This is a genomic window from uncultured Mailhella sp. (genome assembly GCF_947631555.1).
In the GTDB taxonomy this organism is placed as follows: Bacteria; Desulfobacterota; Desulfovibrionia; order Desulfovibrionales; family Desulfovibrionaceae; genus Mailhella.
The window spans coordinates 41,763-53,905 of record NZ_CANRLT010000006.1 but is presented as its reverse complement, the minus strand read 5'-3'; the positions used below and the strand labels follow the sequence as shown (position 1 = coordinate 53,905).

The following is a 12,143-nucleotide window of genomic DNA, read 5'->3' as shown; positions in this document are numbered from 1 at the left end:
CAGGAGAAAGCGGGAATAGGCGCACATGTCTTTCTTGTACGTCAAAGCCAGCCCGCCTGCAATCAGAAAACTGTCTGCCGCCGGAGCCGGAGCCTTGCCATTGTCAGAGGGGAAAGATTGGAGTAAAGTCCAACATTCAGAAGATGCGGATCGTTGCCCTGTCTGAACATTGAACGCCAACCCTGCGGAGCTGCCATGAATAACGCCCTCGACTTCATCCATGACTATGCCGAAGAAGGCGCTCGCCTGCGTGTTTCCTTTCTGGAGAGCTGCGCGCCCGTACTTAACGCTGCGGCGCTGACCATGGCGGGATGCCTTGCCCGCGGCGGCAAGATACTGGTCTGCGGCAACGGCGGCAGCGCGGCGGACGCCCAGCATATGACCGGCGAACTCTTGGGCCGCTTTCTGCTGGAACGGCCTTCTCTGCCTGCAGTGGCGCTGACGGTGGACACGTCCGCGCTTACGGCCGTGGGCAACGACTACGGCTACGATGAGGTTTTCGCCCGTCAGGTGAACGGATTGGGAAAGGAGGGCGATGTTCTCGTGGCCTTTTCCACGTCCGGGAACAGCGCCAACGTGGTAAAGGCCCTGGCGGCCGCCCGTGCCCTCGGCATGGTAACGATAGGTCTGACCGGGCGCGGAGGCGGCAGGATGGCCGAACTCTGTGATCATCTGCTGGACGTGCCCGGCACGAACACGCCGCTTATTCAGGAGATGCATGAAGCCTGTATGCACCTTCTGTGTCGTCTTATCGACTGGTATCTTTTTGAAAACGTGCAGGCTCTCACGAGCCGTAGAGGAGAATAGTTCCATGCCTATTTATGAATATCGCTGCAAAACCTGCGGACACACCTTTGAAGAACTGGTATCCGGGGGCGAAGTTCCTGCCTGCCCGGTCTGCCGCTCTGCGGAAACGGAAAAGCTGATTTCCCGCTGCTGCTGCCATTACGGTTCGAGCGGAGACAGCGGTGCTCCCGTCCCGTCCGGAGGCTGTTCCGGGGGCTGCGCCGGCTGCTCCGGCGGCAGCTGCGCCACCTGCGGGCACTGAGGCGTTTTTTCCGGCCTTCTCCGGCAGCTTGCGGGGGGAAGGCCGCTCTCTGGATGTTCGGAGCCTTTTCATGAAAAAAATGGTCATCGCAACGCGGGGCAGCGCGCTGGCTCTGTGGCAGGCTGAGCATATCCGCTCCCAGCTCCGGCAGCGGTATCCCGCTTTGGACGTGGATCTGCTCGTCCTCAAGACCAGAGGCGACGTGATTCTGGACGTGCCGCTGGCCAAGGTGGGCGGCAAGGGGCTGTTCGTCAAGGAAATCGAAGAGGCGCTGCTCTCCGGTCAGGCCGACCTTGCTGTTCACAGCATGAAGGACGTGCCCATGATTCTGCCGGAAGGTCTTGTGCTGGGAGCGGTGCCGGAACGGGAGATCTGCACGGATCTTTTTCTTTCGGAAAAATACGCTGCGCTGCATAGCCTGCCCAGAGGCGCAGTTGTGGGCACAAGCTCTTTGCGCCGTCAGGCCCAGGTGCTCGCGCTGCGTCCCGATCTTCAGGTTACGATGCTGCGCGGCAACGTGGAAACGCGCTTGCGCAAAATGAAGGAAGGCCGGTACGATGCCGTGATTCTGGCCAGCGCTGGAGTGAAGCGGCTTGGTCTCGCCGCATCGTTTCAGGAGGAGCTTGCGCCTCCGGCCTTCCTGCCCGCCGTGGGGCAGGGCGCACTTGGCGTGGAGATCCGCGCCGGCCGCGAGGACGTTCAGTCCTCTGTTGCCTTTCTTGAACACGAGCCCACGCGCCTCTGTGTGTCTGCGGAACGCGCCTTTCTGCGCCGGCTGGACGGCGGATGTCAGGTTCCCATTGCGGCGCATGCCGTCCTGAACGGGGAGGAGCTGACGCTTTCCGGTCTTGTGGCCGACCCACAGGGCCAAAAAATCTTCCGCGGCGAGAGGCGGGGCCGCGCAGCGCCGGAGTCTGCCGGGAACCTGGGCACGGCATTGGCAGAAGAACTGCTGAATCAGGGCGCCGGCGCCGTTCTCCGTGAATTGTATTCTGCAGAGTGACAGGCTCCCGTGCCGCCCTGCTTTTTACCCTTTCTGACGATTGGGAGCCGCTCTTTGTGAGGAATCTGCATGAGTCCTGCTCTTCGTTCGATACCATCGCTCCCCGCTGATAAGCTCCACCCTCGCTGGTCCGTGGAACGCATCCCCTGGGAGGACAGCCGGCTCATTCCCAGAAAGGGACGCCGCCGCCCGGCGCAGGTTCGTGCGCTTGAAGCTCTGGAGCTGGCTCTGCATGTCCGCAGCTCTGGCTATAATGTCTATGTTTCCGGCTCTCCCGACCTTGGCCGCACCTATATGGTCTGTGAGATGCTCGACGAGATGGCCCGGCACGAGGCCACTCCCCCGGATATTCTGTATGTCAATAATTTTGAGGATGAAGACCGCCCCATCCTCATCCAGCTTCCTGCGGGGCAGGGGCGGCAGCTCAAAAAGGCGCTGTCCGGGGCGCTGCGCCAGCTTCACGAGACCATGCCCGGCCAGATGGATTCGGAAGCCTTTTCTGCTCTCCGCAGCGAGGCTCTGGAACGTTTTCAGAAGAAGCGCTCGGCCATAGTCGAGGAGCTGGAATCCCTGGCCGAAGCCAGCGGCTTCGCTCTGGAAGCAGACGATCCGGGCAGCCTTTCCCTGTTTCCGCTGATAGACGGCAAACGCATGAGCGATGAAGAACTGGCCCATGTGGACGCCGTCACCCGCCGCAGCGTAAAGCGCAAGGGCGATCACCTGCTTCAGCGCATGGGGCCGCAGGTGCACCGCCTTGCCCTGCTGGAAAAGGAATTTCGTCAGAAAGAAAAAAAGCTTGAAGAAGACGTGCTGGCCTCAGCCTTTGACCGTTTTGTCCTGCCAGTGCGGGAAAAAGCCTGCCGCATTGCCGGATGCGGGAGCGGCGGTGACGCACTGGATGTTTTTTTTGACAGCCTGCGCCGGGACATTCTCCAGCATCCCGAAGCCTTTCTGCCCCGCGAGATGCTGTTTGCCGGCGCACGTCCCGACGCTTCCCAGACTCCGGTCGAAGCCGGACTGTACCGCTATGAGGTACATGTTCTGGTGGACAACGGGCAAACCCACGGGGCGCCCGTGGTGGTGGAAAATCATCCGACCTTCTCCAATCTGCTGGGCGCGATAGAGAGAGAGTCGGAGATGGGTGCGCTGGTCACGGATTTCACGCTCATCAAGGCAGGTGCGCTGCATCGCGCCAACGGCGGTTATCTCATCCTGCACGCCGGTGACGTGCTGGCAAACCCCGGCGCCTGGGAAGGACTGGTGCGTGCCCTGCGCTCCGGCGTGGCGCGTATTGAAGACCTTGACATGTATGATACCTCACGGGTCAAGGGCATCGAGCCAGAGCCTCTTCCGCTGAACGTCAAGGTTATTCTCATCGGCGACGATGAGCTTTACGAGGCACTTCTGGAGCGGGACGAACGGTTTTCCAAGCTGTTCAAGATTAAGGCGCAGATGGTTTCGGAGACGGAGCGCACGGCGGCTTCCGTGCGTTCCTGGCTCTGCCGTCTGGCCCGCATCATGGACGAAGCCGACTTGCTGCCCTTCTCCAGAGAGGCGCTGGCAGGCCTTGTGGATCACGGCTCGGAACTGTGCGAAGATCACCGCAAGCTCTCGCTGCGTTTTCCGCTCATGCGGGAGACGCTCATCGAAGCCTCGGCAACGGCCTCCATGCGCGGGCTGGATATGGTGGATGCGGACTGCCTTCAGACCGCGCTCAAGGCTCGCCGCCGCCGCTCGGACTTTGTGGAAGAACTGTTCATGGAGGAGTACGACCGCGATCTTATCAAGATCCGCACAACCGGCGCAGAAGTCGGGCGGGTGAACGGGCTGGCCGTCACCATGAGCGGAGCATATGAATTTGGTTTGCCGCACCAGATTTCCTGTACCGTGGGCGTCGGGCACGGAGGCATCATCGATCTTGAGCGCGAGGCAGAGCTGGGCGGCCCTATCCACACCAAGGCCATGATGATTCTGAAGAGTTACCTGACGGCGCAGTTCGCGTACAACAAGCCACTCGTCCTCACCGGCAGTCTCTGTTTTGAGCAGAGCTATACCGGCATTGAGGGCGATTCCGCTTCCGGCGCGGAGCTGGCGGCGCTGCTTTCAGCGATATCCGATGTGCCCATCCGCCTTTCTCTGGCATTCACCGGCGCGGTGAGCCAGTCGGGACAAATTATGGCCGTGGGCGGCGTCACCCGCAAGATCGAGGGCTTCTTTCAGCTCTGTTCACGCCGCGGCCTGACAGGGGAGCAGGGCGTTATTCTGCCGCGGGACAACGTTGAACATCTCATGCTGGACGAGCAGGTTGTCGAGGCGGTGCGCACAGGCCGCTTCGCCATCTATCCGGTGACACACATCAGCGAAGCCCTGGAACTGCTTACAGGTCTCCCCGCAGGCCGCCGTCTGAAGAACGGCTCGTTCACCCGCGGCTCCCTGTTCGACAAGGTGGACGTCCGGCTTCAGGAGCTGGGCTGGCTTGCGGAACACAGCTTCAAGACGCGGACGCGAAGAAGAGCCTGACGGCGTTTCCGGGGAAGAGTCGAAGTCCTGCGGAGGTCGTTTCCCGGAACACTGACTCACCTGACGGACTTTAAGAAAAGGAACGCCGCAGCCCAGCCCTGAAAGGCGGAAGCGTTTCAGCGGAGCGTGTTTTTTGTTACGCAGCGCGGTTAGCGGCGGAACAGGCTTTTGAGTGCCCTGCCCACGTCCTTGACGGCCTTTTCAGTGTCCTTGCCCGTGTCCACGGCAAGAGAACCGGCATCTTTTCCTCCGTTCAGGACGGCTTCACCCACGCCCTTGAGAACGTTCACGGTGAAGCGGGGATCCAGAGAATACGAGAGGTTCACCAGCGGACCCTCAATGTTGACGGGTACGTCCATTCCCAAGGCGCTGACAGTGACCGCACCCTGCAGGTACTGCCTGGGCAGGTTGACCGTGGCGGTGGCCCTGGCCTTGAACGCTTCCGAGGTGGCCGTCACCGGAGAGAAGGTCAGAATGCCCTTGGAGGCCGTGAAGGGTGCATTCACTTGGGCGAAGGCCGAAGACGCGATATTCTTGAACACCGGCACGCTTTGCAGCGTTTCCGTCAAAGCCCTGACATTGAGGTCCCCGGCACTCAGCTTGCCCGAACCGGAAAGGCTGGCCATGAGTGCTTCAACGCTTTTGCCGCTTGCCGTCAGGCTGGCCTCAGCGTGCGCCGTTCCTTCAACGTCGCGTCCCTTCCCCAGAGCTTCCATAATGGGTCCGATGCGGAAGTCTTTTGCGCTGAGCACGAGGGAAGAGTCGCCGCTGTTCAGATCCGCGCGCCCGGATGAGGTCAGCGTTCCGCCGCTTTCCAGTGAGACCGCAAACTTTTCCAGAGTGTACTTCCCCTGAGCGCCGCGGAGGACGAGCTGAATGTCCCGAGCCTTCAGTCCGTGCCAGTGCAGCGAGGCCATATCCATGCCAAGGTCAAGAACCGGCAGAAGACGGTCTTGCTGGGCGGCAGCCTTTTGCTGCTCGGAATTTTCCGTGCGGGGCTTTTTCTGGGCGGATTTTTCCTGGGCGGATTTTTTCTGGGCGGAAGGTTGAGGCAGAAGGGCATCCAGATCCGCATCCCCCACGCTCAGTGTTCCCTTTACGGAAGGGACGTCTCCGAAGGCGAGGCTCAGATCGGACTTGAGCGGAGTATCATCCAGAGTTCCTGCCATGCCTGAAAGCGCGAGGCTTCGCTTCGAGGCCGCGATGTTTCCCTTGAGTACGAAGCGATCCGGGTCGCGGGCGGGCAGCGTTATCCCGAACAGGGCGGCCAGAGCGCGCGGCGGGGCGTTCAGACGGAACGCTCCCTGCGCCGACAGGTCTTTCAGGTTGATCGTTCCACTGAAGTCCGTACTGGCGGTGGGCAGCGTCATGGAGAGGTCTTTCAGCGACAGAAGCTGCGTCTGCGGGTCGAAGTTCGCGCCTCCGCTGAGCTGTAATGGACCGAGAGTTGCTGGAAGCGTGGAGCCGCGGGGCGTCAGTTTGAGAGATACCTCACGGACGGAGGGGCTGGCCGTGAACAGATTGGCCTTGGCGGAGAGGGCAAGATCGCCGCTCATTTCTTCGTCCATCAGGGAAAGGGCGTAGCTGAAGGCACAGGAGAGATCGGCGTCCTCATCGCTGCGCAGGTTGAGAACGGAGAGATTGAAGTCCTTGATACGGTAACGCTGTGCACCCAGGGTACAGGAGAGGCTTCCTCTGTTCACCGTCAGTTTTTCCAGCGCGAAGGGCAGGGATGTTGGCAGTTCCGTAGTTTCCCCTGATGCGGAAGAGTGTGCGTCTGTTTCAGGCACGGCTTGGGATTCGGGCAGGAATGCGTCAACGGCAGGGGTGTCCAGCGTCACTTCGGCGATCACCAGAGAGCCATGCAGGAGCGGAGCAAGCGCTACGCGCGCACTTCCGCCTTTTGCCACAAAGCGCGCGCCTTTTCCGTCCGTTACGGCCTCCCAGCGGACTTCATCGAACGCGAGGCCAGGAGGCAGAAGCGTGACAGACGGTGCGGAGGAAAATTCAAGAGGCGTTCCCGTGGCGTCTTTCACCGCAGCGGAAATTTTTTCGCCGATGAAGGCAGCATCGATCAGCTGAACGGCCGCAAATGCTCCTGTGGCGAGTACAATAGCTATGCCTCCGAACCAGTAAAGGATCTTTTTCATGCGCGCCTCCTTCTGCTGCCTTCAAGCTGTAACTCAGGATACACGATTGTCTTTTTCCGGCAACACCGTGAGAATGCCGGATTTTTTGGTGCAAGGCCGCGGGAGCGTCTTACGCTTCCAGCCTGTGATAGACGGAGCCGCCCAGTTCTTTCCAGAGGAACGTCGCCCCTTCCAGCGTCATGTAGCTGTGAACCGAATCCCCCTTGGGCAGGGAAACGGAACCGGGATTGAGGTAAAGGTTGCCGTCACCGAAGTCGTCCCACGCCGGAATGTGCGTGTGCCCGTGCAGGAGAATGTCGCCCGGCATGAGGGGCGGATGCTTCTTTGTGTTGAACGTGTGGCCGTGCGTAACGTAGACGAGACGTTTTCCCAGGGTGAGGACTCCGTATTCGGCGAGGATGGGGAACTTCAGAACCATCTGATCCACGTCGCTGTCGCAGTTCCCGCGCACACAGAGCAGGCTTGGCGCGAGGGTGTTGAGCATGGCCAGGACTTTCTGAGGAGCGTAGTCGTCGGGGAAGCTGTTGCGGGGGCCGTGATAGAGGAGGTCGCCAAGGAGCAGCAGGCGGTCGGCCCGTTCGTCCTCGAAGGACTCCAGCAGGAGTTTGCACCAGCGGGCGGAGCCGTGAATGTCGGAGGCGATCATGATTCTCATGGTGAATTTTTCCAAAAGGGAGCTTGCAGCAGTTCAGCGAGGACGGTGTGTTGCTTAAAGTTTTGCCGAGCGTGACCAAGTCTATGGATCACGCTTAACCGGGGCTGAGAAAAAGCGCAAGGGAAAACAAGGGGGGAGCTTTTTGTTTTTTTGGAGACCTCATGGCAGAAAAACTTGCCAGGCTGCTCGCTATGGACTTTTGCGGACTGATCAGGTATTTTTAGAAAACAGCAAATTTTGATTCAGCAAGGGGTGGTTGCCAGTCTCAGGCATACCCCTGAAACTTTTGGATGTTGCAGGTTTGTGTCAGCTTGAAACGAGCCTCAGTGCCGGGTTGTATGTGGTATAAAGCGGACATCCGCTGGAGATTCTCCAAGGACAGGCGTGGACTGCTGAGAATAGAGGAGTTTTGATGAAAGTTTTCTCAAAAGAATTTTTCAAATCTTTTCAGGTTGTTACTAGCGTCTGTCGGATGTGGCCTCTCGTTCGTCCGTTTTGGTTCAGGGCACTGCTTTCTCTGGTCATCTGTGTCCCCGTTGGCAGTCTTGACGCCGCCATTGCGCTTTTTCTGAAACCCTATACGGATATTGTAGTTGTGGGAAAAAACATGGAATCCCCGTGGTACATCCCTCTTCTCATCGTGGGGTTCACGAGCATACAGGGGCTGCTGAATTTTGCGGGAACGTATCTCAACGCCTGGGTGGGCGGCAAACTCACGTTTGGATTGAAAACCAGACTCTATGAAAAACTTGTAGAAATAGAACCTGCATTTTTTGATACTTCTACCTCCGGTGAGATTCTTTTCCGTTTTAATTCTGATGCTGAATTTGCATGCTCCGGACTTTTGGGAAATCTCAAAAGTTTTACTACCAGAATATGCTCCTCTGTTGCCCTTGTATTCGTATTGATTTATAATTCCTGGCAGCTTTCCATATTGGCAATAGTGATTCTGTTTGTTGCAGTGGCGCCTCTTACTAAAATAAAAAAGTTACTTAAGACATTGGTCAACAAAAATAATGCATGTATATTTCAGATTAACACTATTTACAATGAAACATTTGCTGGTAATAGAACAATATCGGCATATAATCTTCAAGACTATCAGAAAAATCATTTTAAAGATCTTCTTAATAATATATTTGATCTCATAATGGCTATGACACGACGTACTGCATGGATAACTCCGTTTACGCACTTTGTTGTTTCCGTTGGACTTGGTCTTGCCATAGCTTTTGGAAGCTGGCTTATTGTTCAGGGAAATATTTCGCCAGGCAACTTCGTCTCCTTTATTACAGCACTCCTCATGCTCTACACCCCACTCAAGAATATCGGCAATGTGGCGCTCTCTGTGCAGTATTCTTTTCTGGCGATAGATCGAGTCTTTAAAACTTTGGATCGCCCATCAACCCTCATCGAAAAAGAAAACCCTGTCAGCCTTCCTGCCATAACGCATGGAATAAGTTTTGAGAATGTCTGTTTTGAATACACTAAAGGTGCTGAGGTTCTCCATAACATCAATCTTAACGTTCGTGTTGGCGAGATGCTTGCACTCGTAGGAAATTCAGGGGGAGGAAAAAGTACCCTCGTCAGCCTGTTGCCGCGCTTTTATGACGTAACAAAAGGAAGCATAAAAATTGACGGTGTTGATATTCGGGATGTAAGTCTGAAGGAATTACGCGATTCTATTGCTATCGTCTTTCAGGATAATTTTCTTTTTGAAGGAACCATTAAAGAGAATATTCTTCTTGGTAACCCTAACGCTACAGATGAGGATGTTGAGGAAGCATTGCATAATGCCTGTCTGACTGATTTTATTAAATCTTTGAAAGACGGAGTAAACACTTATATTGGTGAAAGAGGCGTCCTTCTTTCAGGGGGGCAGAAACAGCGCGTGGCCATAGCACGGGCTTTTCTTAAAAACGCTCCCATTGTTATCCTTGACGAAGCAACTTCCGCATTGGATAACAAGTCTGAGGAAATCGTACAGATGGCTATTGATAACCTTATGAAAGACAAGACGGTGTTTGTCATTGCCCATCGGCTTTCTACAGTAAAGAATGCCGATCGTATTGCCGTTATCAATGAGGGCAACCTTGCTGAACTTGGCACGCACGAGGAATTGATGAATATACCTCACGGTCAGTATCGTACACTCTATGAGATGCAGTTCAAGAACCCCCAAAAGCATCATGCTGACGCACAAACAGGTACAGGAAAGGTCAGTCTGAATCGATAGTTTTTTCGTTCAGCGGAAGTCTTGCAAAAAACGCCACGGCCATGACTCTGGCCACATCGCCCACGAGGTTCTGCCGCAGCTCGCCGCGCCTGTTCTGTTCCGCCTGCATGGAGAACAGAAGCTTTTTCTTGCCCGAAAACGCTTCCAGCGTGGCAACGGCCTTCTTATGCCTGGCCTCCCAGTCGGCCACGGCGGCCCCGTATTTGAGGGCTTCGCTTTTGGCCCTGGCATAGGCTACCGAAACCGCCTTCAGCTGGCTGCGGAGTTTTGCATCGCTTCCCCCGGAGCTTTTATACTGCGCCAGCACCGTGTTCCGCTTATCCCTGAGCGTCATGGCCTTGTTCAGGGCGGCCATTTCCTGCCTGGCTTTGCCCATGTCTGCCTGTGTCTGCTTGATTTTATTGGAGACTGTGGTAAAGGCAGAATTGACCGTGGCGGCAACCGTAGCGCCGATGACGAAACCTATACCTAACGTTTTGGACATCGTTTACTCCGAGGGAAAGTGAATGGACTGGGACATGCTTGCAGTCTGGCTGGTTATGGGAGTTCTGGGGCTGCTGGTGGGGCTGTGTGTGCTCTGGCTTGTGCTTTATTTCCTGTTTGGAGTTCTTAAAGCTCTGATCTACCTGTTTATGTGGTCCGGCTATGTTTACTATGCGGCCTGCACTTGCGCAGACTATTTCCGCCTGCGCAAGTGGCGGCCGGAATGGAAGGCACGGGAGCGGAAGGAGTGGGAAAAGAGTCCGGAAGCCCGCAAACGCCAGGAGCTGCTTGACTCGCTCAAGGACATAAGAGAGTTTCTATCCATCCCCATCCCCTGATCACTTCCCGGTCATGGCCTTTTCCACCTCAAGAGCGGCGTCCAGCCAGTCCTTCACTTCACACGCCTTCACACTCCGCACGTCATCAAGCCCCCATCCCGTCAGACGGGACAGAATCACGCACAGCCGCATGGCCTCCTTCCGCGTCATCAGCTCCGAGGTGAAATCGCAGATAGCATTTCTGCACCTGCTGGTAGTCTTCGACGTCGAGCTTGCGGAAGTCTTCCATGTTCATGCCGCAGAGCCGGGCCAGGAGCACGGCTTCGCCCTTGAGGTCGTCCCCGTCCTTCACGGGACAGTCGAGGAAGCTGCAGGTGCCGGCGTTCAGTGAAAGAGAAATTTTTTGGAAGTTTTTCCTGAAACGGCATTTTGATAGGAATAGCGCCAATGCCAAGGCCACAGAAGGGCGGCTTTTTTTGTTTGCTCTTTTCTCAAATCCTTTCCTTCTCATTTTTCGTGCGCCATCGCACGCACCATAATTTTCCCTTGAAGGGTGGAAATAGGGTTGAAAAAAGGAATATGCAAAAGGGGTTAGGCGTCTTTGCACCCAACCCCTTGATTTTATTCTGGTGTCCCCGGCGTGAGTCGAACACGCGGCCTACAGCTTAGGAGGCTGTCGCTCTATCCGGCTGAGCTACGAGGACACAAGGGCAAAACTAGTGTCGAAGCAAAGGCTTTGTCAAGAGCCATGGCCCACGGTGGAAAATTTTCTCCAGTTCATCTTTCCGCCAAGATGGTTTTTTGAAGGACGGCGTTTTTTTGAGAGGCAGAGCGCCGTCTGGCAGGAGGCACAAGTGCTGGTAAAAGAAAGTACAACGGTAATTCACTGGCATTTTGCAAGTTTTTATGGGCAGCTCCCGGCAAGCCGGCTGTTGGCAGAAAACGGAAAAAAGGCTAGGATAAACATGGTACTTGCGTAACAGTCAGCATAAGGTCTCATCATGAAGCTATGCTATTTTTTCGGCGATTCAGTAACGCTTGGGGTGAATGATGCGCCGGCCGGAGGCTGGGTAGCCCGCTTCGCCGGCAAAGCGGAAAAGGCCGGACTTCTGAAAAGCCCGGATACTTTCTACAACCTGGGAGTGCGCAGACATTCCAGCCGCATGATCCTTGAACGCTGGGAAGCAGAGTACAGGAGCCGCGCCATGGAAGGCGTTCCCGCGTACCTGCTTTTCTGCTTTGGTATCGTGGATATGGCCGCGCCGCGCGGCGCGATGAATATTCCCATCGGGGAATCGGCCGCCTGCGCAAGGGATATTCTTCAGGGTGCCGGTGCGTATGGCTCTGTGGCTCTCATGAGTGCGCCGCCGGTCAAGGATGCCGAACATAATCAGAGGCTTGGTGCGCTCTGCACGGCGTACGCGGCGATTTGCGCCGCCGTGGGAGCCTTGTTTATCGATGTGTATCATCCGCTTATGCAGGGCGGGTATCTGGACGACCTCAGCGACGGCGTCCATCCCGGGGCTGCGGGCAATGAACAAATCGCAAATCTCCTGGTGCAGTCCCCTGTCGTTTTTGACTGGCTTGGAGAAAAATCGCTTGACAGGCAGGGCAGGCACAGCTAGATTTCTCCCGTCGAGTCTGCGACACGTCACCATCGTCTATCCGGTTAGGACAGAGGCCTCTCAAGCCTCCAAGACGGGTTCAAATCCCGTTGGTGACACCAAATTTGGATACAATAAAGAATGCCAGCGTTCAAAAGACCTTGGC

General features: G+C 56.3%; 13 protein-coding genes and 2 tRNA genes. 8 read left to right on the top strand and 7 right to left on the bottom strand.

Translation table 11 applies throughout. The features are described from left to right. The coding region (locus Q0Z94_RS01875) for a hypothetical protein (RefSeq protein WP_298067131.1) at positions 1–222 on the bottom strand (222 nt) is incomplete at its 3' end. On the opposite strand from Q0Z94_RS01875, the gene Q0Z94_RS01870 reads away from it, so the two are divergent. The 4 genes from Q0Z94_RS01870 (at position 196) to Q0Z94_RS01855 (ending at position 4,571) form a co-directional block, all read left to right on the top strand. Next, entirely contained in the window at positions 196–807 is a 612-nt protein-coding gene (locus tag Q0Z94_RS01870) for a D-sedoheptulose 7-phosphate isomerase (RefSeq protein WP_298067124.1), read from the top strand. The two genes, Q0Z94_RS01875 and Q0Z94_RS01870, sit on opposite strands and share 27 nt — an antisense overlap. A 4-nt stretch (positions 808–811) precedes the next feature. After that, positions 812–1,048, top strand: a complete 237-nt coding sequence (locus tag Q0Z94_RS01865; RefSeq protein ID WP_298067121.1) for a zinc ribbon domain-containing protein — start codon at positions 812–814, stop codon at positions 1,046–1,048. 70 nt (positions 1,049–1,118) lie between these two features. After that, positions 1,119–2,051, top strand: a complete 933-nt coding sequence (gene hemC / locus Q0Z94_RS01860) for a hydroxymethylbilane synthase (RefSeq protein WP_298067114.1) — start codon at positions 1,119–1,121, stop codon at positions 2,049–2,051. 69 nt (positions 2,052–2,120) lie between these two features. After that, positions 2,121–4,571: an ATP-binding protein gene (locus tag Q0Z94_RS01855; protein ID WP_298067110.1), complete on the top strand. Its 2,451-nt coding sequence runs from the start codon at positions 2,121–2,123 to the stop codon at positions 4,569–4,571. Between the two features lie 149 nt (positions 4,572–4,720). Here Q0Z94_RS01855 and Q0Z94_RS01850 read toward each other — a convergent pair whose 3' ends face one another. Together Q0Z94_RS01850 and yfcE are read right to left on the bottom strand one after the other, a co-directional pair. Continuing rightward, positions 4,721–6,721, bottom strand: coding sequence for an AsmA family protein (locus tag Q0Z94_RS01850; protein WP_298067109.1), 2,001 nt, complete (start codon positions 6,719–6,721; stop codon positions 4,721–4,723). Between the two features lie 109 nt (positions 6,722–6,830). Next, complete coding sequence (gene yfcE, locus Q0Z94_RS01845; RefSeq protein WP_298067108.1) at positions 6,831–7,376, bottom strand: phosphodiesterase; 546 nt, start codon at positions 7,374–7,376, stop codon at positions 6,831–6,833. Positions 7,377–7,788: 412 nt separating this feature from the next. Here yfcE and Q0Z94_RS01840 point away from each other — a divergent pair, with 412 nt between their 5' ends. Then, entirely contained in the window at positions 7,789–9,612 is a 1,824-nt protein-coding gene (locus tag Q0Z94_RS01840; RefSeq protein WP_298067104.1) for an ABC transporter transmembrane domain-containing protein, read from the top strand. Here Q0Z94_RS01840 and Q0Z94_RS01835 read toward each other — a convergent pair. Next, a complete protein-coding gene (locus Q0Z94_RS01835; protein WP_298067097.1) occupies positions 9,596–10,096 on the bottom strand; it encodes a hypothetical protein in 501 nt (166 codons plus the stop codon). The genes Q0Z94_RS01840 and Q0Z94_RS01835 overlap by 17 nt on opposite strands. Positions 10,097–10,118: 22 nt before the next feature. Here Q0Z94_RS01835 and Q0Z94_RS01830 point away from each other — a divergent pair, with 22 nt between their 5' ends. After that, positions 10,119–10,433 (top strand): hypothetical protein, encoded by a 315-nt coding sequence (locus tag Q0Z94_RS01830; RefSeq protein ID WP_298067089.1) that lies wholly within the window; start codon positions 10,119–10,121, stop codon positions 10,431–10,433. On the opposite strand, the gene Q0Z94_RS01825 is transcribed toward Q0Z94_RS01830, so the two are convergent. The 3 genes from Q0Z94_RS01825 to Q0Z94_RS01815 form a co-directional block, all read right to left on the bottom strand. After that, positions 10,434–10,565 (bottom strand): hypothetical protein, encoded by a 132-nt coding sequence (locus tag Q0Z94_RS01825; RefSeq protein WP_298067086.1) that lies wholly within the window; start codon positions 10,563–10,565, stop codon positions 10,434–10,436. Continuing rightward, positions 10,519–10,662, bottom strand: coding sequence for a hypothetical protein (locus tag Q0Z94_RS11825; protein WP_366517556.1), 144 nt, complete (start codon positions 10,660–10,662; stop codon positions 10,519–10,521). The genes Q0Z94_RS01825 and Q0Z94_RS11825 overlap by 47 nt, the downstream gene beginning before the upstream one ends. 338 nt (positions 10,663–11,000) lie before the next feature. Further along, a tRNA-Arg gene (locus Q0Z94_RS01815) sits at positions 11,001–11,077 on the bottom strand. A gap of 297 nt (positions 11,078–11,374) precedes the next feature. Here Q0Z94_RS01815 and Q0Z94_RS01810 point away from each other — a divergent pair. Both Q0Z94_RS01810 and Q0Z94_RS01805 read left to right on the top strand, forming a co-directional pair. Beyond that, positions 11,375–11,998: a GDSL-type esterase/lipase family protein gene (locus Q0Z94_RS01810; protein WP_298067082.1), complete on the top strand. Its 624-nt coding sequence runs from the start codon at positions 11,375–11,377 to the stop codon at positions 11,996–11,998. A 25-nt stretch (positions 11,999–12,023) separates the two neighbouring features. Continuing rightward, positions 12,024–12,099 (top strand) — tRNA-Glu (locus Q0Z94_RS01805). The last annotated feature ends 44 nt before the right edge of the window (positions 12,100–12,143 follow it).